Source organism: Marinococcus halophilus (genome assembly GCF_900166605.1).
GTDB classification, from domain to species: Bacteria; Bacillota; Bacilli; order Bacillales; family Marinococcaceae; genus Marinococcus; species Marinococcus halophilus.
Genome location: NZ_FVZD01000006.1, coordinates 178,901 through 202,314, shown reverse-complemented (window position 1 = coordinate 202,314; position 23,414 = coordinate 178,901). Strand labels below are relative to the sequence as shown.

Annotated in this window: 31 protein-coding genes; 5 read left to right on the top strand and 26 right to left on the bottom strand. The window is 46.0% G+C overall.

Translation table 11 applies throughout. The features are described from left to right. Positions 1 to 71 precede the first annotated feature (71 nt). Complete coding sequence (locus B5066_RS07140; protein ID WP_079475258.1) at positions 72 to 1,409, top strand: dihydrolipoyl dehydrogenase family protein; 1,338 nt, start codon at positions 72 to 74, stop codon at positions 1,407 to 1,409. Here B5066_RS07140 and B5066_RS07135 read toward each other — a convergent pair. The 9 genes from B5066_RS07135 to B5066_RS16670 form a co-directional block, all read right to left on the bottom strand. Beyond that, complete coding sequence (locus B5066_RS07135; RefSeq protein WP_079475257.1) at positions 1,406 to 1,906, bottom strand: metallophosphoesterase family protein; 501 nt, start codon at positions 1,904 to 1,906, stop codon at positions 1,406 to 1,408. The genes B5066_RS07140 and B5066_RS07135 overlap by 4 nt on opposite strands. Positions 1,907 to 1,956: 50 nt before the next feature. Then, on the bottom strand, positions 1,957 to 2,400 hold the full coding sequence (locus tag B5066_RS07130) for a DUF4064 domain-containing protein (protein WP_079475256.1): 444 nt from the start codon (positions 2,398 to 2,400) through the stop codon (positions 1,957 to 1,959). Positions 2,401 to 2,472: 72 nt separating this feature from the next. Continuing rightward, positions 2,473 to 3,432 carry an ABC transporter permease gene (locus B5066_RS07125; protein ID WP_079475255.1) on the bottom strand — a complete coding sequence of 320 codons (960 nt, stop codon included), beginning with the start codon at positions 3,430 to 3,432 and terminating at the stop codon, positions 2,473 to 2,475. Next, complete coding sequence (locus B5066_RS07120) at positions 3,429 to 4,355, bottom strand: ABC transporter ATP-binding protein (RefSeq protein ID WP_079475254.1); 927 nt, start codon at positions 4,353 to 4,355, stop codon at positions 3,429 to 3,431. Before B5066_RS07120 ends, B5066_RS07125 begins: the two co-directional genes overlap by 4 nt. Positions 4,356 to 4,505: 150 nt before the next feature. Beyond that, a complete protein-coding gene (locus B5066_RS07115; RefSeq protein WP_179124051.1) occupies positions 4,506 to 6,215 on the bottom strand; it encodes an FAD-dependent oxidoreductase in 1,710 nt (569 codons plus the stop codon). Between the two features lie 19 nt (positions 6,216 to 6,234). Then, positions 6,235 to 6,696, bottom strand: a complete 462-nt coding sequence (locus tag B5066_RS07110; RefSeq protein ID WP_079475252.1) for a GNAT family N-acetyltransferase — start codon at positions 6,694 to 6,696, stop codon at positions 6,235 to 6,237. Between the two features lie 560 nt (positions 6,697 to 7,256). After that, positions 7,257 to 8,720 carry a catalase gene (locus B5066_RS07105; protein WP_079475251.1) on the bottom strand — a complete coding sequence of 488 codons (1,464 nt, stop codon included), beginning with the start codon at positions 8,718 to 8,720 and terminating at the stop codon, positions 7,257 to 7,259. 272 nt (positions 8,721 to 8,992) lie between these two features. Next, positions 8,993 to 9,778 carry an alpha/beta fold hydrolase gene (locus tag B5066_RS07100; RefSeq protein ID WP_244897358.1) on the bottom strand — a complete coding sequence of 262 codons (786 nt, stop codon included), beginning with the start codon at positions 9,776 to 9,778 and terminating at the stop codon, positions 8,993 to 8,995. A gap of 68 nt (positions 9,779 to 9,846) precedes the next feature. After that, on the bottom strand, positions 9,847 to 9,987 hold the full coding sequence (locus B5066_RS16670) for a hypothetical protein (RefSeq protein ID WP_179124050.1): 141 nt from the start codon (positions 9,985 to 9,987) through the stop codon (positions 9,847 to 9,849). 182 nt (positions 9,988 to 10,169) lie between these two features. Here B5066_RS16670 and B5066_RS07095 point away from each other — a divergent pair, with 182 nt between their 5' ends. After that, on the top strand, positions 10,170 to 10,805 hold the full coding sequence (locus B5066_RS07095) for a YIP1 family protein (protein ID WP_079475250.1): 636 nt from the start codon (positions 10,170 to 10,172) through the stop codon (positions 10,803 to 10,805). Positions 10,806 to 10,823: 18 nt separating this feature from the next. Here B5066_RS07095 and dinB read toward each other — a convergent pair whose 3' ends face one another. Next, positions 10,824 to 11,942: a DNA polymerase IV gene (gene dinB, locus B5066_RS07090; RefSeq protein WP_079475249.1), complete on the bottom strand. Its 1,119-nt coding sequence runs from the start codon at positions 11,940 to 11,942 to the stop codon at positions 10,824 to 10,826. A gap of 219 nt (positions 11,943 to 12,161) precedes the next feature. Here dinB and B5066_RS07085 point away from each other — a divergent pair, with 219 nt between their 5' ends. Beyond that, positions 12,162 to 12,431 (top strand): glutaredoxin family protein, encoded by a 270-nt coding sequence (locus B5066_RS07085; RefSeq protein ID WP_158219110.1) that lies wholly within the window; start codon positions 12,162 to 12,164, stop codon positions 12,429 to 12,431. A 307-nt stretch (positions 12,432 to 12,738) separates the two neighbouring features. On the opposite strand, the gene B5066_RS07080 is transcribed toward B5066_RS07085, so the two are convergent. The 5 genes from B5066_RS07080 to aroD form a co-directional block, all read right to left on the bottom strand. Beyond that, positions 12,739 to 13,179: a PH domain-containing protein gene (locus B5066_RS07080; RefSeq protein WP_179124049.1), complete on the bottom strand. Its 441-nt coding sequence runs from the start codon at positions 13,177 to 13,179 to the stop codon at positions 12,739 to 12,741. A 13-nt stretch (positions 13,180 to 13,192) separates the two neighbouring features. After that, entirely contained in the window at positions 13,193 to 13,555 is a 363-nt protein-coding gene (locus B5066_RS07075; RefSeq protein ID WP_143745409.1) for a hypothetical protein, read from the bottom strand. Positions 13,556 to 13,666: 111 nt separating this feature from the next. Next, positions 13,667 to 14,281 carry a hypothetical protein gene (locus B5066_RS07070; protein ID WP_143745408.1) on the bottom strand — a complete coding sequence of 205 codons (615 nt, stop codon included), beginning with the start codon at positions 14,279 to 14,281 and terminating at the stop codon, positions 13,667 to 13,669. A 61-nt stretch (positions 14,282 to 14,342) separates the two neighbouring features. Further along, entirely contained in the window at positions 14,343 to 14,687 is a 345-nt protein-coding gene (locus B5066_RS07065; protein ID WP_179124048.1) for a nuclear transport factor 2 family protein, read from the bottom strand. 157 nt (positions 14,688 to 14,844) lie between these two features. After that, positions 14,845 to 15,621 carry a type I 3-dehydroquinate dehydratase gene (gene aroD, locus B5066_RS07060; protein ID WP_079475243.1) on the bottom strand — a complete coding sequence of 259 codons (777 nt, stop codon included), beginning with the start codon at positions 15,619 to 15,621 and terminating at the stop codon, positions 14,845 to 14,847. A 105-nt stretch (positions 15,622 to 15,726) separates the two neighbouring features. On the opposite strand from aroD, the gene B5066_RS07055 reads away from it, so the two are divergent. Together B5066_RS07055 and B5066_RS07050 are read left to right on the top strand one after the other, a co-directional pair. Continuing rightward, complete coding sequence (locus B5066_RS07055) at positions 15,727 to 17,076, top strand: hypothetical protein (RefSeq protein ID WP_079475242.1); 1,350 nt, start codon at positions 15,727 to 15,729, stop codon at positions 17,074 to 17,076. A gap of 90 nt (positions 17,077 to 17,166) precedes the next feature. Next, positions 17,167 to 17,715, top strand: a complete 549-nt coding sequence (locus B5066_RS07050; RefSeq protein WP_079475241.1) for a shikimate kinase — start codon at positions 17,167 to 17,169, stop codon at positions 17,713 to 17,715. Positions 17,716 to 17,766: 51 nt separating this feature from the next. On the opposite strand, the gene B5066_RS07045 is transcribed toward B5066_RS07050, so the two are convergent. The 11 genes from B5066_RS07045 to gvpO (B5066_RS06995) all read right to left on the bottom strand — a co-directional run bounded on the left by B5066_RS07045 (position 17,767) and on the right by gvpO (B5066_RS06995) (position 23,391). Next, positions 17,767 to 18,222: a YkvA family protein gene (locus B5066_RS07045; RefSeq protein WP_079475240.1), complete on the bottom strand. Its 456-nt coding sequence runs from the start codon at positions 18,220 to 18,222 to the stop codon at positions 17,767 to 17,769. Positions 18,223 to 18,319: 97 nt separating this feature from the next. Continuing rightward, positions 18,320 to 18,547, bottom strand: a complete 228-nt coding sequence (locus B5066_RS07040; RefSeq protein ID WP_079475239.1) for a hypothetical protein — start codon at positions 18,545 to 18,547, stop codon at positions 18,320 to 18,322. An 11-nt stretch (positions 18,548 to 18,558) separates the two neighbouring features. Next, positions 18,559 to 18,885, bottom strand: a complete 327-nt coding sequence (locus tag B5066_RS07035; RefSeq protein ID WP_198951236.1) for a gas vesicle protein — start codon at positions 18,883 to 18,885, stop codon at positions 18,559 to 18,561. Between the two features lie 73 nt (positions 18,886 to 18,958). Further along, complete coding sequence (locus B5066_RS07030) at positions 18,959 to 19,264, bottom strand: gas vesicle protein K (RefSeq protein ID WP_079475237.1); 306 nt, start codon at positions 19,262 to 19,264, stop codon at positions 18,959 to 18,961. A 16-nt stretch (positions 19,265 to 19,280) separates the two neighbouring features. Then, entirely contained in the window at positions 19,281 to 19,514 is a 234-nt protein-coding gene (locus tag B5066_RS07025) for a gas vesicle protein (RefSeq protein ID WP_079475236.1), read from the bottom strand. Beyond that, positions 19,495 to 20,355 carry a GvpL/GvpF family gas vesicle protein gene (locus B5066_RS07020; RefSeq protein WP_079475235.1) on the bottom strand — a complete coding sequence of 287 codons (861 nt, stop codon included), beginning with the start codon at positions 20,353 to 20,355 and terminating at the stop codon, positions 19,495 to 19,497. Before B5066_RS07020 ends, B5066_RS07025 begins: the two co-directional genes overlap by 20 nt. A 15-nt stretch (positions 20,356 to 20,370) precedes the next feature. After that, positions 20,371 to 20,628 carry a gas vesicle protein GvpG gene (locus B5066_RS07015; protein ID WP_079475234.1) on the bottom strand — a complete coding sequence of 86 codons (258 nt, stop codon included), beginning with the start codon at positions 20,626 to 20,628 and terminating at the stop codon, positions 20,371 to 20,373. Next, on the bottom strand, positions 20,625 to 21,374 hold the full coding sequence (locus B5066_RS07010) for a GvpL/GvpF family gas vesicle protein (RefSeq protein WP_233133271.1): 750 nt from the start codon (positions 21,372 to 21,374) through the stop codon (positions 20,625 to 20,627). Before B5066_RS07010 ends, B5066_RS07015 begins: the two co-directional genes overlap by 4 nt. A 14-nt stretch (positions 21,375 to 21,388) precedes the next feature. Beyond that, positions 21,389 to 22,465, bottom strand: a complete 1,077-nt coding sequence (gene gvpN, locus B5066_RS07005) for a gas vesicle protein GvpN (protein ID WP_079475233.1) — start codon at positions 22,463 to 22,465, stop codon at positions 21,389 to 21,391. Between the two features lie 5 nt (positions 22,466 to 22,470). Continuing rightward, positions 22,471 to 23,082, bottom strand: coding sequence for a gas vesicle protein GvpO (gene gvpO / locus B5066_RS07000; RefSeq protein WP_079475232.1), 612 nt, complete (start codon positions 23,080 to 23,082; stop codon positions 22,471 to 22,473). 6 nt (positions 23,083 to 23,088) lie between these two features. Beyond that, complete coding sequence (gene gvpO, locus B5066_RS06995; protein ID WP_261763929.1) at positions 23,089 to 23,391, bottom strand: gas vesicle protein; 303 nt, start codon at positions 23,389 to 23,391, stop codon at positions 23,089 to 23,091. Between the last annotated feature and the right edge of the window lie 23 nt (positions 23,392 to 23,414).

Sequence of the window (23,414 nt, the reverse complement as noted above, 5' to 3'; positions counted from 1 at the left end):
CGGCGTGATGCTCCGTTTTATTTCTTCCATCAAAAGGAATAGTAACGAAGAGATCAAAGGAGGTAAATACTATGTATGACGTTATCGTAATCGGAAGCGGGTCGGCGGGCATGACCACTGCTGGAAGTTTAAATGAGGCCGGGTGGAAAACAGCGATCATAGACGAACGTCCTTTCGGCGGCACCTGCGCCCTGCGCGGATGCGATCCGAAGAAAGTGTTAATCCACGCGTCAGAGGTCCTCGAGCAGGCCCAGCGCCTGAAGGGCATCGGCCTCGAAGGCAGTTTATCCATTCACTGGGAGGATTTAATGAATTTCAAACGTACTTTTGTCCAGGAAGTACCCGAAACAATTGAACAAAGCCTAAAAGACAGTGGTATTGATACCCTGCACGGGCGCGCCCGTTTCATCGATCATGAAACGATAGAACTGGACGGCCGGCAGATTAAAAGTAAAAAATTTGTGCTCGCCACCGGAGCCAGTCCGGCGGAGCTTCCAGTTGAAGGAGCCGGGTACATGCTCAGCAGTGACGATTTTCTTGAGCTTGACCATCTCCCGTCAAGCATTGTTTTCATCGGTGGCGGTTACATTTCTTTTGAGTTTGCCCATCTTGCTAAACGGGCAGGCGCCGATGTTCATATTCTACAGCGCGGGGGACGTGCTTTAAAAGGATTTGATACTGAGCTTGTAGAAAAGCTGATCGACTACTCTGAATCTATCGGTGTTCATGTACATTTACACACCGAAGCAGCAGAAATAATTCCCGAAGGCCAGGGCTATAAAGTTCATGCTGAAAAGGAAGGAACTGCCGAAATGTTTTACGGCGATATTATCGTTCACGGCAGCGGCCGGACCCCAAATGTAAAAGCCCTGGAGCTGGAAAATGCCGGAGCTGCCTATGATGAGAAACACGGAATAACCGTCAACGAGTACCTTCAAAATACGACCAATGAAAATATTTACGCTGCAGGCGATTGTGCTGATACTTCCGGGAGCCCGTTAACCCCGTTAGCCGGATTTGAGGCAGGGTATGTTTCCACTAATCTGCTCGAAAACAACAGCACCCCCGTTCACTATGGCCCAATTGCTTCTGCAGCATTCACTGTGCCTGGCCTGACTGCAGTTGGGATGACCGGAGAAAAAGCTTCAACCAATGGTTTGTCCATCGTCACCGAGGATGTCAGTTCCTGGTTTACGTACAAGCATAAAAACGAAAAAACGGCTTTTGTAAAATTGATTATTGATAAAGAAAGAGACACCGTGGTTGGCGCGCACGCATTGAACAGCGACGCAGCCTCCTTCATCAATTACATGACACTTGTCATTCAGCATGAAATCCCGGCGAGCTCCTTATCCCAAACGATGTTTGCTTACCCTACAAATGCTTCCGATCTTCAGTATTTCGTTTAACCTCTTTTAGGGAAAAATATATGCCGGGCTTCAACGTGGCCCGGGCTAAGATCAAGCAGCCCGTAGGAAAACATGGCCGCTTTTCGCTTATCCGTCGGCGACCCCGGGTTAAACATCAACGTTTTTCCGGCATAGCGCAGATAGGGAATGTGAGAATGACCGAAAATGATAATGTCTTTTTGGCCCGGGGCGAAGGCTTCCCCGGCCCTTTTTTCCGTCGTCCCCTTTTCACCATGACCGTGTACAATCCCTATACGCCATCCTTCCAAAACAATTTCCACCCTATCACTCACGAGAGCTTTGATATCCTCACCGTCAACATTTCCGTACACGCCGGTAACCGGGGCATACTGCTTTAATTCTTCCCATACTTCCGGGCTCTGCCAGTCTCCGGCGTGGATAATATAGTCAGCTGCATTGAATTCCGGGCGCAGCTGCCCGGGCCACTCTTTGGCCTTTTTCGGCATATGGGTGTCTGCAATTACCAGTACCCTCATCCAATCCTCCTCATAAAAAAGAGCTCCGAAGGTCTCGGAGCCCGTTTCTGTTATTCTGGATATTCCTGAACGTCTGAAGAATTATCCGTCGGCTCGGCCGGCTTGCGGACAATAGCCATGACGCCTGCCACAACGAGCAGAATAAAATGAACGATGGCAAATATATTGACTGCTATAAATCCCGCGATCGCCGCAAGGAAAAACAAAATGCCTGAAGCGACAGCGCGTTTATTGCGTTTAAGCATAAAGACGCCCACCACTGCAAGAATCGTTGCGATCGCTGAAAAGATAATCAGGCTAATACCAATGGCAGTAAATTGAGCAGCCATATCTTGAGTATTCAATGTTTCTCCACCTTGCTCTTGAACCATCTGATTTGCTTCCTCCAAGGCAGAAGCATCTACAAATAGAAAAACAATTCCTAAAATAACCCCAAGGCCGCTTAAGACAGCCGCAATAATTCCAAGCGCTTTTTCTGCCGTACGTTTCACCATAGACGCACACTCCTCTTCATTTACTCTCAATATTTTTGTTCCCTGTCTACACTGGGATTCAAACAACTTTCCTTAACCGGTGACGCTGATTTCTCTCTTTTTGAACATCCATACTGCAAAACCCATGAAAATCAGCCAGTACACAATCAGGACGGTAACGGAAAAACCAAGCGTCATGCTTTCCACCGGCGGGCCGCTGCTGGTGAAATACTGGTTTAGATTCGTATTGGCAAACAGCAGATATTTCGGCCAGTTGTAGGCGATGGCCAAGGTGCTTGTTACACCCGCTCCCACCACATACAGCAGAACGCTGATAGCAATCGCCATTGCTTCACTGCGGAAAATGGCTGAAATAGCAAATGCGAGTGTGGCAAGCATGACGAAATTTACCGAGCCTGTCAGGTAGTCGATTGCAAGCGCAAGCACCTGCGGCCGTTGTTCGACCTCTCCGTCCGTGTAGATTAACTCTGTGGACGGCTCGCCAAATCCAAAGAAGAGGGCCCCCAGGACAAACGAGGCCCCAAACAGCAGCGCAAGCATACCTACAGCATACAGGATAACCGTAACGTATTTGGACATCAGTATCTTGATCCGGGACGGCGGACGCACCAGCAGAAGCTTAATCGTTCCGCTTTTAAATTCTGAGGAAATAATGGTCGCTGCTACGATGATAACGAAAATACTCAATAGATCGAGCAAAGCAGTATTTGTGCTCATGAACGACCAGACGCTTTCTCCAGTTGCGCTCTGCGGCGGCAGATCATTTTGAATGCGGTATTCGTTCTCCGCGATCCTCTGCTCGTAAAATCCCTCTGCAGCACCGCTGTCCTCGAGTGCCTGACGATCTTCAACAATTTGCTGCTCCAGCTGAGCCTTCCACTGCGCTTCCGACGGCAGCTCATCCGCAGATGGCTGGTTGGTGGCGGCATAGATAAGAACGCCTACTACTCCAACAAGCAGAATGGCTGCCATTACCCACGTACTGATGCGCCAGAAGAGCTTCATCCATTCGTTTTGAATCAAACGGATCATGAGGAATCCTCCTTCGACGTTGCCTGAAGAAACCGGTCTTCGAGCGTTTGTCTATCTTCTTTTGCTTCATACAAGTCAAACCCGGTTTCCATTAAATAGCGCAGAAGAGCAGGCACTTTCTCTTTTTCTATGTATACCGTCAGCCGCTGGTCTGCTTCTTCTATTTTCAGATCGGGATAAGCTTCTTTTATTATCTGCACAGCCGCTTCCGTTCTTTCCGGCCCAACGTCAACCCGGTACGGCAGCAGGCGTCCTTCCCCTTGCGAGAAACGCTGATCTTCAATGTTAATCAATTGACCGTCCTGAATAATCGCAAAACGGTCGCACATGAGCTCCATCTCCGACAACAAATGACTCGAAACAATTACCGCAAGTCCTTCCTCCTCCGCAAGCCGGCGCAGATAAGCCCTCACCATTCGAATCCCTTCCGGGTCCAAACCATTCGTCGGCTCATCCAAAATCAACAGCTTCGGCCGGTGAAGAAGAGCCTGGGCGATACCAAGACGCTGCTTCATTCCTAAAGAAAACATCCGTACTTTTTTCTTTTTCACGTGCCCGAGCTTTACCAGATCAAGCAGCTCGTCAATGCGCCCGTGAGATACTTTTCCATTCATGCGGGCAAAATGAATCAGGTTTTTTTCTGCCGACAAATGATTGTACATTTCCGGGTTTTCCACAATGGCTCCAACCTGCTTAATTGCCTTCGCATATGATTTCTGAATACTGTGACCGTCAATAAGGATGTCTCCCGACGTAATGGGGGAAAGCCCTACCATCATACGAATTGTGGTCGTTTTGCCAGCGCCGTTCGGCCCAAGAAAACCAAACACTTCACCCGGGTCAACAGAGAACTGCAGTCCCTGAACAATTTCTTTACCGCGAATACGCTTATGTACGTCATTCACTTCTAAAATCGATGACATGGTTTCCTCTCCTTAATTATCTGCATTCAACCCGTTCATTTTCCTATTTTTGGAACGAAGGTGTCAATGTTTTCTTTCAATTTTACGTGAAAGATATACATACGTTTCAAAAAAGCCGGAAACCACTGGGAGGGCTCCGGCTTAAAAAATTTATCTGCTGAACGTCAGCTGCTTTTTCCATCTGCGGCTGATCGATTTGATGCTTTGGCGCCACTTCCCGGTCTCTTGCTCTTCCAAATTCCACTCAGCCCCGGCTGCAAGGAACAGCTCCACCGCGTCCTTCCAATCGCTCCAGCCTGCATCATCGCTGTGAAAAAGCAAATAACCATCCGGCCGCACAAGCATAGACTCCCCCGGTCCGATTAATCGGCGGAAATCCCTGCTTAAATATCTTTCACTCCAACACAGAATATCATCAGGCTGCCCCATTGTTGGTGTCGGTGCCACTAATGCAGGCTGTACCATGTCACCAAAATACGGGGCAGATTTGCGGAGCCAACGCTTGATAAACGCGTATTCTTTATCAATCCGGCTGCCGCTCGTCCGCATCACAAATAAAAACTTCCCTTCCTGCAAATGTTCATATAATCTGGTTGTTTGGTTTTCAAAATCTGTCAGTACTGCATCCGGCACCCGGTCTCCCGGGCGCAGAACCCCTTCACGCCTGAGCTCTTCTTTTAGGGCCGGCGCAGATGCCCGGTATCGTACAGACAAATGTGACAGCCGCCGGATAAAGGCTTCGGGGAGCCGTTCGATCATTTCTACTATTTTCAGCGTACGGTCTCTTGCCTGTACAGCGACAGGCTTATGAACGGTCAGGCTCCGGATCGTCCAATCTGTTGTGCGGTTAACTTTTTTTGCGACCGGAAGCCGCTCGGCTTCATATGAATCAAGCAGTGTTTCCGGGCATGCCCGGACGCATACCATACCAAGCTTCCAGCTTAAATTAATACTATCCTGAATACCGAGGTTTACACTCTGGCTAGTCATCGGGTGATGAGCATGGGCAGCTTCACCTACTAAAAAGACATCCCCTGCACGAAATTCTTTCGCCTGATGGAAAACAGCCTGCTTCGACTGCATATTTACTGTCGTTTGCATTGGAAGGATATGTCCGGTGATTTTCTGGTAAAGTTCCTGCAGAGAGACTTCCGTATTCTCCCGTCGGGCATTGGGCTTGCCACGGTCGACCATCATCACCCTTGCCTGATGACCGGGAAGGTCTACAGCAAACATAATCCCTCTTTTATTAAATGTCATGGTCGGAGCATTATTTGTCAGCTGCTGCTTTGTTTGAACATCCGCCATCATTAACTCCGAGCCTTTATCCATTTTGCATTTAATGGCAGCCAGCTGCCGCACAGCGCTTTCAATTCCATCAGCTCCAACAATATAATCAGCCACCACCCGCTCGTCCATATTGTTTGATTCAATTATCGCTTCTGTTTTTAATCCGTTCTGTTTTAGGTGCGTAATGCGCGTCCCCCATTCCACAGACGTTTTCAGCAGCGCACGCCGCAACACACGCTGCATATCACAGTTAGCCATCGATAGTACTAACGGATAATACGATTCTTTTTTCAAAAAATCAAAGGCAGGGGTAAAAATCTTTTTTCCTTCGTAATTGAATTCCAGGGAACGATAGGCCGCCCCTGTCTCCATTAATGGTTTTGCCAGGTTAATACTATCGAGCAGTTCAAGCGTTCGTGCATACAGGAGCAGCGCTTTTGGTTCATGGGCAGGAGCTTTCTCTGCTTCAAGCAGCCGGACGTCTACATCGTAGCGCTCCAGAGCTCGTGCCAGCACAAGTCCTTCAATGCTTGCTCCGACGATAATTATATTAGTATGAGTCGTTATCATTTCCCCGGACCCCATCCTTTCAAAGCTCCTTATGCACAGTTACCCGTTTTGATTCATACCCGATTTTCTTATAAAAAGATTCCGCTATATAATTCTGCGCCAAATAGTCCAGCTCAAGCCTGTCTGCCCCGTAGTCACGCGCTACGTATTCAGCTTCTTTCATTAAAAAAGCTCCAATGCCCTGGCCCTGATGCTGCTCTTTCACTACGATCTGGTAAATATAGCCGTAATGTGAAGGTCTTTTAAAATCATTTCCTTTTTCTTTGCGTAATTCAAGCCAAACGTAGCCGAGCGGCTCTTCGTCTTCGACAGCAATAAAAAACATGTGGCAGTCGTCCGCCAGCTTGTTTTCAAAATACACCTGGGCTGAAGGCTGATCGTAAGGAAAAAACAGTTCAGGATGAAGGTTTACGTGCCATTCATGCAGCGACTGGTTCAGCCGGCTGAGCAGCGCCGGGTCTTCCGTTCTTTTAATATACATAACCACGCCTCCTTTTCAGTATCCTACTTATCCTTTTCCATTACTACCTTCTTTCCGGACTTTTCCATATCCTTCTCCTGCCAATAAAAAGGATCCATGGGCACGACCAATGTATGATTTTTATACATATCTGGAGAAGGCTGTATGAATAGATTACCATTATTATACATAATTCTGTTCGTCATGTTGGCATTTACAATATATTATTTTTGAATGGGAATAGATTAAACTTTTCTCCCGGCTAGTGGCGGGAATAAGAGAAGCATTTTTGAAAAGCAAAAGCCGCTTAGCTGAGACTGAATACGCCGCTGCCATTGAAATCGCCGGGACCAATAATAACCATGGGATTGTAGAAAATCTGTGATGTGTATGCTTGACACTCTTTCGCTGTCTTTATCATACCATGCGCTCAGACACTTTCGTCTGGTTTTTAAAATATGGAAGCTGGGTCCCGGGATTTTTTACATAAAAAAATCCCGTGCCTAAAAGGCACGGGAGCAAGTTGTGAGTGGATGATGCATAAAATTGAAATCGGTGATTGCGCAAAACGCTGGTACTGCTTACGCTTCTTCTTGTGGTATTTTATAGCCAAGTCCTTCTGCAATACGACGGCCGTAATCCGGATCCGCTTTGTAGAAGATTTCCAACTGGCGTTTAATAATTTCTTCTTTACGGACTGGTTTCATGTGGCCTACAAATGCATCAACAAGACGTTGCTTTTCGTCTTCGCTCATCATGCGGTACAAGTCGCCAGCCTGCGTATAATGGTCGTCGTCAGGATAAGGAGTGCTTGCCACCTTGCCTTCTACGTCAAACGGGCTGATTTCGGCTGCAGCGTCTTCAGTCGGTCCGCCGTAGCTGTTCGGTTCATAGTTTTTCGAACCGCCGCCGTTGTCGTCTGTACGCATGAAGCCGTCACGTTGGTAGTTGTTTGTGCCGCTTACTGGTTTGTTAACCGGAATTTGTTCATGGTTGGCACCTACGCGGTAACGGTGGGCGTCAGAGTATGAGAACAAGCGTCCCTGCAGCATTTTGTCCGGAGAAGCCTCGATACCAGGAACGAAGTGTCCAGGCGAAAACGCAGCCTGCTCTACTTCTGCGAAGTAGTTTTCAGGGTTTTTGTTTAATGTCATACGGCCGACTTCCACACGCGGATAGTCTTCTTTCGACCAGATTTTTGTTACGTCAAACGGATCCCAGTTGTACGTAAGCGCGTCTTCGTAAGGCATAATTTGTACATACAGCGTCCAGGAAGGGTAGTCCCCTTCTTCAATAGCGTTGAATAGATCTTCTGTATGATAGTCCGGGTTTTCTCCTGCCATCTGATTTGCAGTTGGCTCGTCCAGGTTTTTAACGCCCTGGTCACTGACAAAGTGATACTTTACCCAGAATGCTTCTCCCTGATCGTTAACCCACTTGAACGTGTGACTGCCGTAACCGTTCATGTGGCGCCATGTTGCCGGAATACCACGGTCACCGTGCAGATACGTGATCTGGTGCAGTGATTCTGGAGAAAGGGACCAGAAGTCAAAGGCCATATCCGGATCTTTCAAGTGTGTCTGCGGATCACGTTTTTGGGTGTGAATGAAATCCGGAAACTTAATAGCGTCACGGATAAAGAAAATCGGTGTGTTGTTACCTACGAGGTCGTAGTTACCTTCTTCTGTATAGAATTTCACTGCAAAACCGCGCGGGTCACGTACGGTGTCTGCTGAACCGGATTCGCCCGCCACTGTGGAAAAACGGATGAACATTGGTGTTTCTTTGCCTTTTTCACTTAAGAAATCAGCTTTAGTATATTTGGAAATTTCGTCGTTTGTCACTTCAAAAACACCATGCGCGCCGCCGCCTTTTGCGTGTACAACACGCTCAGGGATACGCTCACGGTTAAAGTGAGCAAGTTTTTCTAAAAGGTGTACGTCCTGAATAAGAGTAGGACCTCTAGTACCTGCTGTCAACGAGTTCTGGTTATCTCCTACAGGAGCACCTGAACCGGTTGTTTGTACATTTTTACGATCAGCCATGCTTTCATCACCTCTTAAGTATTTTCATATTCCATATGATAACATAACCCACATAAAAATCAATATTATTTTATAACAATTTTAATCTGGAGCTTAACTCTTTTACTATTTTATACTTTAAAAGCAGCTTCAAGCCTTTGAATACCGGCTTTTTTATCGACTCAATTGAATATCTACTTTCTTAATTGAAAATGAGAGTGGCTCTCGAACTCTCTGGGCGAAAGAGCAAGCTTGTACGTTGGGTAATCGTGTTCTGCTCTTTTTACTTATCTTTATTCCAGAAATTCTCTGATTTCTTTGACGAAGCGTTCATGTTCTTCAACATTTATGCCATGGCCTGAATGTTCATATTCCACGAAACGACAGGCAGGAATAAGGTCAGCTATTTCTTTTCCATATTCCGGAGGGTTTAACCCGTCATATTTCCCGCTGAGCACGAGCGATTCTACCTCTACAAAAGGCAGCTGGGCACGAAAATCGAACCCCTTCAAAGCGTCGGATGCCGCCTGCTCCTGCTCGGCATTCAGCTCAACCGCCCGGCCCTCGATCTGCTTTGACCAATCCCGCACTTTACCAATATCGTGATAGATATACATCGAGGCTTTCTCTAATTTTTCCTGGTGGGAAAGACCGCTCAATTCAGCTTCGTGCTCGGCAAACAAACGGGCAGTGGACGATGTTCTACCGTGTGCTTTAGGCGCTGTTAAAACGAGTTTTGCTACTCTTTTCGGAGCTTCGACAGCTACACCCTGAGCAATATAGCTGCCCATTGAAACACCAACGAGATGAGCTGATTCAATATTAAGCTCATCCATCATTCGCAGCACGTCCTGTATGTGATCTTCCAATGTATACACTTTAGGCTTGTCCGACCTTCCGTGCCCTCTCATATCCAGGGCTATAACACGGAATTGTCCTTTTAACTGATTCATTTCACGTTCAAACATTGTATGGTCCCCAGTCAAGCCGTGCAAAAAAATGACAGGAAAGCCCTGGCCGGCTTCTTCATAATACAGAGTAACTTTGTCCGCACTGCTCATCGTCGCCATTTCTTCCATCCCTTCTAACTACTACATTGGGAAAATTGTACCATAGGACATTTCCGGAGTGGTAGCTCGAAGCGCTTTTATATCCACTCCTTATCGGCAAAATAATTATCCTCCAGTGCTGGTTCCCACCAGTAATTAAAGACCCCCTCGGCCGCCAAACTGCTTCTTTTCCATGTCCGGGCCCGCGCTGCCACCTCCCCCGGCTGCACATTATCCACCCTCTAGGAGGCGCCTCCGATAAAAATATTCTGTCCCGTCGCCTGCCTATGGTTCAGAGAGCGGGCAAAGTCTGCTTCAGGACTCGCCCCCTTTTCAAACTCCTTATGTATTCTGTTTTCTTCCTTCAAACTATTGTACACTAATGACAGATGGAAAAAAGATGTATAAATGAAAGCGGGGAATGACTATTATGAACCCTATGCGGCTGTTACCTTTGTTTACTTCGCCACGAAAAACGTACAAACAATTAAGCGATGACCCCAGGCTCCACCTCACAGCTCTGTTAGTCATTATTATCGCAGGGCTTTCTCAAGCCTTCGCCCAGAACACACGCGACATGTCTCCGCTCGAGACCAATTCTGCCCTGTATACCACCTTGGCAGCTGCCGGAGTAATTGCCGCCTTCCTTCTATTTCAAATCATCACCTTTTACTTGAACGGACTGATTTTAAAGCTTGTTATATTAATGTTCCAGGGCAGAATAAAAGCCCGCGAAGCCCGCACGATTTACGGGCTCTCCCTTTTTCCTCAGGCCTTTATTTTTCCGCTCATTATTTTGCTTTTTCTTGGCCAGCTGGGAGGCGGCAACGACACAGTCACCATGCTTACAGGAGTCGCAGCGGCCCTCGTTACGGTAGCTTCTGTTTGGACTGTTGTTATCCAGGTGAACTTAATCTCCGCTGCATCCGGCTTCTCCGGCGGCAAATCTTTCGGGGCATTTGTCGTTTTCGCCTTGTTATTGACTCTTCTTATTTTTATTATTGTCCTGCTCTTAGCCGTAACCGCCATCTTCACTTTCGGCGTCTTTTCCGGTTAAACTACAAAACAGCTGCGTTTAAAAAAGACGCAGCTGTTCGTAATTCACTGTTTTGTAAACTTTGCCTCTTCCTCCTGTCACCTCTCCCGGACCGTAAAATTCCGAGGCGGTGACTCCGAGCAGACGGACAGGCTCTCCTCCGGAGGCGCCTTCTTCGAGCAAAAGATGAAGGGCTTCAAGCAGCTCCGCACGATCATTGCTTGCGTGCTCAAGAGTGGCCCGGCGGGTAATTTGCTGGAAATTCGCAAATTTTATTTTCAATACGATACATTTAGTCCTGATGCCGTCTTTTGTCAGCCGCGCAAGCACCTGATCAAGCAGCTCTTCAATGACCGGCAGCATATCCTGCACAAGCAGAAGATCCTGGGAGAGCGTGGTTTCTTTTCCGAGCGACTTTCGCTCTCTCTCCGGGTTTACCGGACGTTCGTCGAGCCCCCGGGCCTGACGGTAAAAAACGTGGCCCTGCTTATGAAACAATTCCACGAGCCGCTCTTCGCTCAGCTGCTGTAAATCTTCTCCGGTCTGAATGCCGAGCGAATCGAATTTCCGTTTGGTCACTTTTCCCACCCCCCGGAAATCCCCGATGGGAAGAGCTTTCACAAAAGCATCCGCACGATCCGGAGTAATTACCGTCAAGCCGTCCGGCTTATTGTAATCTGAAGCGGTTTTTGCAAGAAATTTATTGTATGAAACACCGGCTGAGGCAGTGAGACCAGTTTTTTGATATATCCTTCTCCGTATTTCCTTCGCTGCGTGCGTAGCAGACGACATGTTCCAATGGTTTTCCGTCACATCCAGATAAGCTTCATCAAGAGAAAGGGGCTCCACTAAATCTGTACAGTCGTGAAATATGCCCATGAGTTCACGTGAAACTTCCCTGTATTTTTCCATATTTCCTTTAATAAAAATGGCTTGCGGACATCTTCGGTATGCTTCATAGGAAGACATGGCTGAGTGAATACCATATGGCCTGGCTTCATAAGAGCACGTAGCCACCACCCCTCTTGACCAGGGAGAACCTCCAACTACCAGGGGCTTGTTTCGCAAATGGGGCTGATCGCGCTGTTCAATAGATGCAAAAAAAGCATCCATATCAATATGAATTATTTTTCGGAGTTTTTGTCTTTCCTTCTTCATTTCCTACGCCCCCTTATGCGCGCAGCTTTCTGTTTCTTCTATTATACCGTTTCCCAACGCCTTTCACAAACGTATGTTCTTGTTTGATGCCGAGTCAAAAGTTTTCCTGAGGCAGGCTACAGGCCTTTCCATTGCGTTCTAAGGCACTTTGATATACTATCATAACCGTACAAACACAACGGCGTCGTACTACAAGCATGCCCGATTGGAGGAATGTATATGAATTATGAAGTTCAGATTTTCACCCAGCCTAACTGCTCCTCCTGCGCTAAAGTCAAAGGCTGGTTTCAGGAAAACCGCATTTCTTATATTGAGAAAGATATTGTAAACGACCCTCAGGCTAATCAGGAATTCGGCGCATTAAATGAAAAATTTGTTCCTATCACTATTATTACTGCAGATGACAAAAGACACCAGGTTGTTGGCCCAAATCTAAAAAAAATAAAAACGATTGTCACAGCTACAGGCATTTCCGGCCAAAGCCACTAATGCCATTAGCGTACTGCGCTGGTTTTTACGCCAGTGCTTTTTTATATTATCGAAGATGAAAGCATACAAACCTCTTTTCGGCACAGCACAGAATTAAACCCTCCTGTGCCACCGTTTAAATAAAGAGGCTTGTCAGTTTATTCCCGGGGGTAAACAACAATAACAGGGAAAATCTGTGTAGAGGGGGAGTGAGATTTGTGCCTACAGTGCTTTTTGTCCTGACAGTAATTGTTGCCGGCATAATCCTGGCTTCTATTGGTTTTTATTTCCTTCGTAAATTTTATGACAAATTATAAAGAAGGACCGTTCACTGGATGAACCGTCCTTCCTTTGGCATTTTAATATTTTTATTTTTAGCAGCCAGCTTTTCCAGAAATAATGCTTCGTCCTTCGGCGTTATATGCTGGTGACGGGCCCCTTCCTGGTAAACCACCTTCAGCCTCTCCGGTGTCGCTCCTTTAATCCATCCTGGCACTTCCTCCACCCGCTCAATTGAATCGTAAGGAATTCGCAGGCGTATCAGAAGAGATGCATGAACCGCCAAGTGCTCTTTACGCAGTTCATATTTTGTAAAAAACACAATCTGGGTAATTAAAATAATAATAACTGCGTCCACTATAGCCCGCAGAATAGTCCCCGGACCGCCGTCGTACATAAACAGGGCCTGAAAAATGGAATAACCCAACAATACGATGGCTATGACCGCAAACGCGGACAACAGTCTGCTTCCTTTCGCTCGAAACACCATTCGCTGGTCTCCTCTAATTTTTTTTATCAGTGTCATTCGGTTTTAATCCATACTTATAAACAATCGGCATCAAAATTATTAAAAGCATCGAATTCGTGAATAACGGCAGAGAAATCGCATGCGCTTCTGTTACGACTCCAATAAACGAAACAATCAATACCGGAGCTGTCGCTACCAGAATAGTGATTAATTCGCGTTTTGCGCTCCATAACTGTCTGCTGTCCGCTATCGATAAAATAAGCATCCAGTACACCATGAACGCAAGCGGCATCATAGCGTCGATAAGCGGCTGGTCCAGCACAAAAAAGAAGACCAGGCGCACAGTCGAAAGTATGGATAAAATGACAATAATCAGTTGACGAAATGACGACTCCACGATGTATTCGCTCCCTATTTCCTGCTTTTTGCTGTTCTGGGCTTCGCAGCAAACAACGCAAGGCCCAGAACGGTCCCCATCACACATTTCACTCTGCTATTCTTCCTTCCATTACGTGCGGAATTCCAAATAGACTCCATTTGGGTCCTGCACCGTCTCTGTATTTTCCGCTCCCTGAATAACCACTTTTTCAAGCTCGAATGCACGCTTTTCCTCCCAGGAAGGCACCACCGCTTCTGCACCCAGAACAGTCAGCCAGTCGTCTGAATCATACGGCTCGGGGCTCGTAATGACGACGGACTGCAGTTCTTCTTTTCCGCCGATAGGGAGCTCTTTAGCCCAATCCAGCTGAATCTTCGGGCCGGTGGACGGCTGCAGAAAGGTTCTGCGTTCTTTTTTGTTAACGCCCCATCCGTGTTCTTTTGCACGCTGAAGAACGCTGGCATGCTCTTCGTTGTTTACACGGTAGCCAAAGTAGCCAAACGTATTTATCCTTCCTGTACCAAAGGTAACCCGGACCTGGCCAAGACTCATTTCTATCATCCGAAACGTTAACCCTTTATGACGGAAATCATCCCACATAAGCGGAGGGTCGTAACGCTTGATGCGGTAATTTTCCAGCGCAAAGCGTCCCACTACTTCAAACCCGTGGCTGCTGTAAAATGATTCTGTTTTTTCTATTTCTGTCGTCCAAAAATGGTAATGGAACAGTTCCATATTGTTCACCTCTAATGTCCTTCTGCAAGCCGGCTGTGCTCGTGCTGGAAATAGTTTTTGTATTTTGATTTTAAGGCTGGTTCGCTTTTTTCGGCGTTCCCTGATGAAACACAAGCTCCCAGCCCGAATTCGTCTTCCGCCATATAGAGCTCCGCAGCGAGGTGCCCAGTTCGCTCTTTACCGTATAGGTCGCTAAATATAAATGTTCCGAAAGCGGTTTTGTTTTATAGTCAGCTACTGCTCTATGCACGGGACGCTCCTCCTCCAGGCCGAAAATCACGTCCTCCCGGGTGAAAATCCGGCCGGACGCTCCGATTTCCTGGAAGTCTTCTGCCAACAGCCGGCTCACTTCCACCGCTGACCGCCGAATACTCGGCTTTAATAAGTCTTCCTCGAGCTGGCGTATGTCTTCCATCCATTTCCACCCTCCTTGTCGGCACGATCTGAGCACACGTAAAACCCGCATCTATATCAAATGATACGGGTTTTTCCACAAACTTTTCAACTTTTATTACCGATTCATAATGATTATTTTGGTTTTCAGCTGATGAAACCGATGAAAAAGCTGCCCGTTATGAATATTTATTAACGATATCAATTACCAGGCGTGCTTCCTCGAGCGGGATTTGTCCCGGGGCGGAGCTCTCTTTTCCAGAAGCAAATATCATCATAGAGCCAAATGAATGCCCAACCAGGCGGGAAGCGATCCCAGCAGGGCCCATGGCCATTGCTGCGGTACAAATAGTCAGCTTTTCGCTCAATTCAGCAAGCACTCCTAAAAGATTCAATACGTCTGATTTACGGTTTGGCATAACCGCCATTTTTACAATGTCCGCCCCGTTTCTTTCAGCCTCTTCACCCCAACGATTCATTTCACGGGCTGCCGGCGTTCTTGAGAAATCATGATGTGAAATTAACATTTTCACTCCGCATTCCCTGGTTTTTTGATAGACAGCTGCTATATGTTCACTGCTCATTCTGCCTTCTATATCCACTATGTCTGTATTTTTTGAATGTACTGCCTCTAAAATTAACTCTATCGTTTCTTCATCAGTCAGGCGGCGGTCAGCACCGCCTTCCTGGGCAGATCGAATAGTAAATAAAAGCAGGCACCCCGGAGCTTTTTGCTTCAGGATCTGCAGCACCTGACGCACAGCTTGTATGTCTTTTAAATTCTTAAAATGGTCAGCGCGCCATTCAATGGCATCCGCCTGCGCTAAGTTTATCGTTTGCAGCTCTTCAACTAAATTTTCTGTCGTCTCTCCTGTTAAAGGCACGCAGATCATCGGCCGAGAAGCACTGTAGGATTTGTTTCCTATTTGCAGCTTTTGATACTTTCGATTGGTCATATGCTCCCCCACTCAAATGATAAATGTTTAGATCGTCTCCATATATGTAACTAATATGCTATCATACTCTTGCGTGTCATCAACTGGAAATTGGAGGAACAGCATTTGCGCTTATACATATATTCTTTATTAATCTTCGTATATATTCTTTCACAGTTTTTGTCTATACCGGGCTTTTCTTTATTTACCGGTATACTTGCAAATATTGTTATATTTATTTCCCTGTTTTTTGCGAAAGGGCTGTTCTTTTATTCCGGTATTGCCTTCTACGCCATCGGGACTATTTTATTTTTTCAGACCGGCGCTTCCTGGCAGGATTATTTTCTGTCGTTTCAAACAATGCTCGGCATTCTTTCATTCTTTTTCATGCTTCCCTTTCTCAATTCACTCATACGGGTAGGGAAGTACGATCACGGCCTTCGAAAATTTATGGCACAGGGCGCAGATACCGTTACTCAGTTGTACAGGCGGAGTTTCTTTGTATGCCATGTGCTCGGGCTTTTTTTAAATATTGCTACATTTGCTGTATTGATGCGCACATTGGACCGGACCTTCACCTCGATTCCTCAAAAAGTAAAAGCAAAGTTTTATACACAGAACCTGCTCCGGGCTTACGCCCTTTGTCTCGCCTGGAGCCCCCTGGAAATCATGGTTATTACAGCTTTAAATATAACCGGGCAAAGTTACATTTACATTTTCCCATTTATTATTACGATCGTTATCATAGTCATTTTGTTTGATATTCGGACAGCTTCTTTTAAGTATCCTAAATTGCGCCTCCAGTCTGAAGATGATCAGGCTGATCACTCCGGCACCACTGGCAGAAAGATCAAACAGTTGATCGTTTTGCTTTTGCTTCTCGTCACCTGTGTCAGTATTGTTAATCAGTGGTCCAGTTTTGATTATTTATTTACTCTCGTTTTGTTTATTGCTCCTGTATCTTTTTTATGGGCAGCTTTCATTAAACGCCTGCGCCGATACGCCTTTTTTGCTTTTAACCAATGGAAGACAAGAACCAAAGGGATGGCGAATTTCTTTTTCATGTTTTTGAGTGCCGGACTATTCGTTCAAATGCTTGCAGGGACTTCTCTATTTGAGCTACTGCAGCAGCTGTTCACGTCCATGCATCAGCAGGTTTTTATTTTTTACCTGCTGGTTGGTGCTTATTTTCTCATTTCAAGCTTTATCGGCTTTCACCCGCTTGTGTCTGTTATTCTGCTGGCAGAAATTATTGCTCCTTCACTTGCAGACCTCCAAGCGATCCCACTGGCTCTTGTTCTCATTGTCTGCAGCTTAAGTCCTGTCATGTTCAGCCCGTTTAATATTTCTGTTTCCATCGTCGGTTATCATCTCCATACCAACCCGTACCGGCTGGGCTTGTGGAATCTGCCGTTTGTGATTGGATACATGCTGTTTACGATGAGCTTCGCCTATATTCTTCAGCTCCTCATGTAGTGCCTGGTTTTTACTTTTGCTGAAAACTGTATTATAATCACGGTACATTTCGCTGACTACCTCATTTTATTAACGAAAGAGTGCAGACATATGATGATAAAAGAAAAATCTTTACGGGAAAAAAGCATAGTATTTATAGGCTTTATGGGGGTTGGTAAAACAACCATTGGAAGATTGGTCGCTCAAAATCTATACAGATCCTTTATTGATATCGATGAACAGATTGAAAAAAAGTTCCAAATGCCTGTGCCGGATGTATTTAAATTGCTCGGGGAGCCTGCGTTCAGGGAGAAGGAGAAAGAACTGGTGAATAAATATGCCAATCAAAGCTTGAAGGTTATTTCTCTTGGCGGCGGAGCTTTCATGCAGGAAGAAATTCGGGATGTTTGTTTAAACAACTGCACTGTTTTTTATCTGGATATGCCGTGGGATTCCTGGAAAGAGCGCATTCACCTGCTAATGGCGGACCGCCCAGTTCTTCAAGGACGTTCGCTCGAAGATATTGAAGAATTATTCTATAGCAGGCAGGCGGCTTACGCCAGCCACCATTCCAAAGTGACTATCGGCAAAGACTCCCCAGAAGAAATAGCAGATTATATTACTAATTCCTTAAAAACAGCCTGGAAATTATACGAATAAACAAGCAAAGCTCCAGCCGACGATTTAAATGCGGCTGGAGCTTTTTGACTGCTATTCATCTGCATCAATCGTATTATCACGCTGCAATTTCCACTCTTTAAAGTCCTCCAGGTCCTTTTGCACCTGTTTAAAGACAAACGAGATAACGGCGGCATCATCAATCAGGCCGCCTGGAAGAAAGTCCGGTACCAGGTCAATTGGAGATACAAAGTATATGAGACCCGCAATAATGGCTACAATCGATTTGTATGGCACATGCTGGTACTCTTTTTTCCACCAGGCACGGAGCATTTCGAGCATCAGCTGCAGTTCCTGCCAAACGTTTTTCAGCGGACTCTGGTTTTCATCCGCTTTTTCCCTCGCCTGACGCAGCAGTTTCTCCGTCTCTTTTGGGTTTTTCGCGTATTTTTTTGCCCGTGGATTCAAGCGCCTTAAACGCTCCTTCAGCGTTGATTCGTCAATATTTTTCTTTCTTAAAAAGCTCCGACGCTTTTTCTCTTTTGCCATGTCCCAAGCTCCTTTATTAGTTAATATGGCTATGTACCGCTTCTCCGGAGAGGAACAGGCGTCCCCGGAGGAAGCTTTCCTGCAGGATATCGCCTGTTTATTCCAGGCGGTCCTTATCCCGCTGTTTGATTTCTTTTCGGTATTCTTCCATTTCTTCCTTCGATGGCAGCGTTCGTGCTTTCATATTATATTCCATTTGAAGCTTCGGTGCGTTTTCGCCTTTTCCAAACGTTCGTTCTTCTGTACGCTGAACCTGCGACTTCTCCTGGTTCTGCAGGTCCCGTACCAGTTGGCCGATATCTTTAGACAGATCACGGAAAATCACGTACGTTCACCTCACTTTTCGGCTTTGTTTTTATTCTGTGCTGTCGCCTGCTGCTCTTCGCTTTCCGTCTGCTGGTTATCTTCGAGCTGCTCGACCCGCTCAAGCAGACGCTGGTTTTCTTCTTCGAGCCTTTTAGCATTGGAAGAATAGTGCGGATCTGTTTCCCACCAGTCGATGCCCATTTCTTTTGCTTTATCCACCGAGGCGACGACCAGCCGGATCTTAATTGTCAAAAGCTCCACATCTGCAATATTTACTTTAATGTCCCCGGCAATGACGACGCCTTTATCCAGTACTGTTTCCAAAATGTCTACGAGACCGCCTGACGGTCTTTCCATTTGCTCGGGCACTGAGCGTTGTACAGGTTTTTCAGCCATAACATAATCCCTTCTTTAAACCATATTTTGAAGCCTACAGTAAGTTTCCTAAAGGTCCAAGATCAATGTTCAAATCTTCTGTCGTAAGGCCAAAGATTTCTTTCATTTCTTCCATCTTGTCTTCCAGCTGCATGAGCGCTACACCAAGCTGCTCGACTTGCTCCTCTGTTAAATCGCCGCCTTCGACTCTTCGCATCGCTTGGCGCTCCACCAGCTCACGCAGCAGCTCCACTACCGTCATCACCAGCTGTGTGAGACCTTCTTCTGCTTTGTCTGGATCTAATGATATGCGCCCGGTCGGCTGCTGGGCTTCCGTTACTTGCGGATTATTATTTTCCATCTGTATTCGGCCTCCTTTATTCGACTTGGGAAGGTTCTGAAGAATTAGAAACAAATTCTTTCTGCGTCTTCAATTCCGACTGTCGCAGGGTTTCTACAGAAGCGATTAGTACGCGTAAATCCAAATAAACAAGGTCAATCCCTGCAATGGATATCGTTAAATCGCCCTGAAGCACAACCCCTTTATCCAGCACGGAGTCCAAGACGTCGAGCAGGGAAACTTCCCGGTTTTTAAGAGTGTCCTGGGGCATTTTGTTCCCTCCTGTCTGTCAGGCCTGAAAAATGAAATGCTGGCCATGGGCCTGTACACTCTAAATCCATTCCGGTCTCTTCTGCTTCTTCTTTTTCCTGACGCTTTTCAATTAATTGAATAAACGCCTCCCGGTCTTTCGAGTGAATCAGATATACGGCGTTCCATGCCATTTCTTTTTCCCGGTCTGTGACGCGTTTTTCCCAATTCTTTTTTATTTCCGTGCCTTCGCTCCGGGCGGCTAACTCATCATGAAACGATTGGCAGTGCTTCTCAATCTGTTCGTCTGCCTGCGCTTCAATAAACTGGTCCATTTTCTTTTTTTCAAAAAAGCGCCGGCCAGCCGGCATCGCTTCAAGCTCTGCTTCCTTCGCCTGAATTTCTTCGCTGTTCTGCACGACGGCTTCAGTGAACAGCTGCTGATCAGCGTAGGTTTTGACGTTCCATTCTTCTTTGCCCTTCAAATAAGAAAGCTGAGCCGTTACGCTCTCGTGATATTTTTCAATCATTTCCGCAAGGTTTGCTTCCTGTTCAAAAATCGTGCCGAATTTTAACGGGATCGTGGTATAGCGATCATGCAGCTGGTTCATCGTTTCATGATGGTGAAAGGCTTTTGCCTGCAGCCATTCCATTTTTTCTACATTCTTTTGCAGTTTTTCCTGGGAAAATTCTTCTTCCGGAACATGGGTTACTACTGCAGTAATACTGCCATGTTCAATAAAGCTGATATTATTGCCCGGCTCCATGCCTTCCATCGGCTCCATAGGAGCTTCCTCATATTCGCTTGTGGGAATCAAGGCATACAAATACAAAAGAGCCGGTGCGCCCGAGTTTGTCTGCACTGCCGGTTCACTCCTTTAATCCTTTTCCTCTAACTCTTCCCGTAATTCTTCCTGTTCAATCTGCTTCGCTCTGCGATACCGTTGCAGCAGCTCTTCCTCCTGCTCTGTGAAGGCATCTTCAGATATTTCTTCCATTTCATACATGATCTGCAGATTGGCGAGTTTTTTTTGAATCTGGCGGACATCGAAGTATTCTTTATCCGCCTCTTCTTTTACCTTTTTACCAGCCCAGACGACCGTATCGAGCGGCCAGGTAAATAATTTATGAATCATACGCTGTTCCCTGCCTTTATTTTCAGGTCAATGAAGTTGTATGCCGGCCATGGACCCGTATACTTGAAATCAGCGTGTTCGTTCCAGTTATTAAAAATTTCGTTTACTTTTGCATCAAACGCTTCTTCGTTTTCTTTATCTATTAAAAAGGCGGCATTCAACAGCATCCGCTCATTGATTACTTCGTTGCTTTTGGCTGCGTTAGCGATTTCTGCGAGCGGCTGGAAAACTTCTTCCTCAAAGCGCTCGTGCAGCCGTATCATGAATTTCTGCGCCGATTCTCCGAGCTGCATGCGCTCGTAATAGCTGGCGTTTTTACCTTTCGTATCCGTTTTTTTGCGCAGGTCTTCCATCCCCGGCTCCTGACGGATTTGTTCATTCAGCCATTCTTTCTTTCCGATAATTTTAAGTCCAACTTCCATTTTGCCGCGTATCTTCGGAAAAATTTCTTCAAATTGATCCTGCAGCTTTTCCATTAAAGCAAAAACTTCTTTTTGGTCCTCAAGGACGTTCCCAAAACTCATCGGAATGACATCGTATTCTTCCATTACTCTGGCCACTGTATCTTGATGAGCCCGCAGGTTTTTCCTCGTTGGATCATAAATCTGCATCGGAGCTTCTGCTACCACCATCGCCTCCTGCCCGCGCTGGAGGGTATAAATTTTTCGCTCTTTGCCCTCGAGTTCCACGGTACCGAAGGTTGGTTTTTCCGTAGTTTCAATAACCCCAAACATATAAATTCCCACGGTTACTTTGCCTCCTAGACCTTTTTCAACTCTTCCTTCATTCTTTTTTGTGCTTCGCTGACATCTTCACCCTGAATATTTTCCAGGAAATAATGCCCCATCACATCAAAAAACAGCTGTTGAAAATCGTCGTTTTTTACATCTATTTTAACTTCATGCTCCGAGCTTAACATCGCGGTCATAACAGCGAGACGGAAGCTTGGCACATGCGTATCATTTTCCCTGCTCGTGGATTTCGCCCAATCCAATGCTTTAATAATGGTTTCGGCTTCTTTTTCACTGATGGATGCTCTTTCAGTCAGAATAGAAACCTGGGCTTCCTTATTAGGGTCCTCCACCGGAATTGTGATCATTCTATCAAGTAGGGCATCCTGGGATTTATGCACACCAGCATATTCCTCCGGATTGCTTGTGAAAATTGCTTTAAAATTCGGGTGCACGGTAATGAAGCTTTCATTACGCTGCGTGCCATAAAGAGGCAGTATACCTTCTTCAAGCACGGAAAGAAATAAATTATTCGTAGACGGCAGCGAACGCGTAAATTCATCATAAATAAGCGTGTGGCCATTTTTTACTGCTTCAAGCAGACGGCCGGTGCTCCACCGTTCTGTAATATGATCTTCACGTTTGTACACTTTCCGGACATAATTGTCGATTAATTTGTCACTCGTATAACCGATTCTTCCACCAAGAAGATCCGTGTTCGAAAGGCTTTCATTTCCATTAAGCAGCGTCACAGGCTGGTTAAAACGACGTGCAAGCTGAAACGAAAGAGTGGTTTTCCCCACCCCGGCTGCGCCTGTGAAGTGTACAGGGTACCCGGAAGTTAAATACTTTTCGGAACGCTCTAAAATCGACTGCATCTCGTCAGTCTCTACGATTTTATTAATGGTGCTGATTTTTTGCTGTTTTGACTGCCCTTGTTCTTCAGAGGTCGTTTGCTTCGATTTCGTACTGGCAGGTGCATTGATTTTTTTCGACTGGCCTCTGTTATTTTGGGAGCTGTTTTTTTGCTGGCTTGTCCGGGAGTTCCCCGACGTGTTGGATGACTTTTTCTGAGTCTGTTGCTTTCTTCCGTTAGTAGTCGCCATGTTTTTTACCTCTCTTTTTTCTCAAAAGGAGTACTTCTCGGACGGGTGTTCATCCTTTGATAGGAAGTGATCTTTTGATCTTTATTCATTGTCGCCTTATAAATCCCGATCAATTGGTCTCGGCCGTATTTTTGAGTATATTCTTTTTCTTCCACTAGTTCCACTTCAATATCCCATCCATCTTCTGCATCCATGATAGCCGTAATACGGACGGGAGAATTCATCGTTTCTTCGAAAAACGAACGGATGGTTTCAAACATGTCACTTGTGATAGGCGCAAACGACTCTTCGCCTTGCTCTTCCTGCGGAGCAGTTTCTTCATTAGCTCCTTTTTTTGTTTGCCTCGATTTAGCTGTATTTTTTTTACTGGCAGCCGTTGTAGTATTCACTTCGTCATTTCCTCCCTTATCGTCCGCTTTTTCGTTCTCCCCGGAGGATTTCTGTGAAGATGCACTCGAAGAACCCGATTTCGCCGGACCTTTAATCTGCTCTTTCGGCTGCTCTTCTTCATCAGAAGAGAAAGGTTTATACGAGCCGCTTTTACTATTTTTCAGCTCCTGGCTCTGGTTCTCTTCTGTTTTTTCTTCTGTTTTGGTCGTTGATTGTTTGGCCGCCATCAATATCTATCTCCTTTCTGCTGTTTCTACATGAGCACTTCTCGGTCTCAAATTCACACGTTCAAAGGATCCTACCTGCCGATTGTTGTTCAGCTTTACTTCATATACACCCAGAAGCTGATCATGCCCGTACTTCTGCATATACTCATCTTCTTCGATAACTTCCACTTCCGCAAACCAGCCGTACTCTTCTTCGGAAACCGAAGTAATTCGAAACGGAGGCTTTACGTTCTCCTCAAAAAACTCATTCAGTGACTTCATTACTTCCTTCATCGTATCCCCCGCTTTCTTCTTACAATAGAAATATATCCCGCCATGCAGTCATACGCATG

Excerpts from the sequence above, each read along its gene's own strand:
- B5066_RS07140 (WP_079475258.1), top strand. The coding sequence starts at position 72 with ATGTATGACGTTATCGTAATCGGAAGCGGGTCGGCGGGCATGACCACT.
- B5066_RS07135 (WP_079475257.1), bottom strand. The coding sequence starts at position 1,906 with ATGAGGGTACTGGTAATTGCAGACACCCATATGCCGAAAAAGGCCAAA.
- B5066_RS07130 (WP_079475256.1), bottom strand. The coding sequence starts at position 2,400 with ATGGTGAAACGTACGGCAGAAAAAGCGCTTGGAATTATTGCGGCTGTC.
- B5066_RS07125 (WP_079475255.1), bottom strand. The coding sequence starts at position 3,432 with ATGATCCGTTTGATTCAAAACGAATGGATGAAGCTCTTCTGGCGCATC.
- B5066_RS07120 (WP_079475254.1), bottom strand. The coding sequence starts at position 4,355 with ATGTCATCGATTTTAGAAGTGAATGACGTACATAAGCGTATTCGCGGT.
- B5066_RS07115 (WP_179124051.1), bottom strand. The coding sequence starts at position 6,215 with ATGATAACGACTCATACTAATATAATTATCGTCGGAGCAAGCATTGAA.
- B5066_RS07110 (WP_079475252.1), bottom strand. The coding sequence starts at position 6,696 with ATGTATATTAAAAGAACGGAAGACCCGGCGCTGCTCAGCCGGCTGAAC.
- B5066_RS07105 (WP_079475251.1), bottom strand. The coding sequence starts at position 8,720 with ATGGCTGATCGTAAAAATGTACAAACAACCGGTTCAGGTGCTCCTGTA.
- B5066_RS07100 (WP_244897358.1), bottom strand. The coding sequence starts at position 9,778 with ATGGAAGAAATGGCGACGATGAGCAGTGCGGACAAAGTTACTCTGTAT.
- B5066_RS07095 (WP_079475250.1), top strand. The coding sequence starts at position 10,170 with ATGACTATTATGAACCCTATGCGGCTGTTACCTTTGTTTACTTCGCCA.
- dinB (WP_079475249.1), bottom strand. The coding sequence starts at position 11,942 with ATGAAGAAGGAAAGACAAAAACTCCGAAAAATAATTCATATTGATATG.
- B5066_RS07085 (WP_158219110.1), top strand. The coding sequence starts at position 12,162 with ATGAATTATGAAGTTCAGATTTTCACCCAGCCTAACTGCTCCTCCTGC.
- B5066_RS07080 (WP_179124049.1), bottom strand. The coding sequence starts at position 13,179 with ATGGTGTTTCGAGCGAAAGGAAGCAGACTGTTGTCCGCGTTTGCGGTC.
- B5066_RS07065 (WP_179124048.1), bottom strand. The coding sequence starts at position 14,687 with ATGGAAGACATACGCCAGCTCGAGGAAGACTTATTAAAGCCGAGTATT.
- aroD (WP_079475243.1), bottom strand. The coding sequence starts at position 15,621 with ATGACCAATCGAAAGTATCAAAAGCTGCAAATAGGAAACAAATCCTAC.
- B5066_RS07050 (WP_079475241.1), top strand. The coding sequence starts at position 17,167 with ATGATGATAAAAGAAAAATCTTTACGGGAAAAAAGCATAGTATTTATA.
- B5066_RS07045 (WP_079475240.1), bottom strand. The coding sequence starts at position 18,222 with ATGGCAAAAGAGAAAAAGCGTCGGAGCTTTTTAAGAAAGAAAAATATT.
- B5066_RS07035 (WP_198951236.1), bottom strand. The coding sequence starts at position 18,885 with ATGGAAAGACCGTCAGGCGGTCTCGTAGACATTTTGGAAACAGTACTG.
- B5066_RS07030 (WP_079475237.1), bottom strand. The coding sequence starts at position 19,264 with ATGGAAAATAATAATCCGCAAGTAACGGAAGCCCAGCAGCCGACCGGG.
- B5066_RS07025 (WP_079475236.1), bottom strand. The coding sequence starts at position 19,514 with ATGCCCCAGGACACTCTTAAAAACCGGGAAGTTTCCCTGCTCGACGTC.
- B5066_RS07015 (WP_079475234.1), bottom strand. The coding sequence starts at position 20,628 with ATGATTCATAAATTATTTACCTGGCCGCTCGATACGGTCGTCTGGGCT.
- gvpN (WP_079475233.1), bottom strand. The coding sequence starts at position 22,465 with ATGGCGACTACTAACGGAAGAAAGCAACAGACTCAGAAAAAGTCATCC.
- gvpO (WP_079475232.1), bottom strand. The coding sequence starts at position 23,082 with ATGGCGGCCAAACAATCAACGACCAAAACAGAAGAAAAAACAGAAGAG.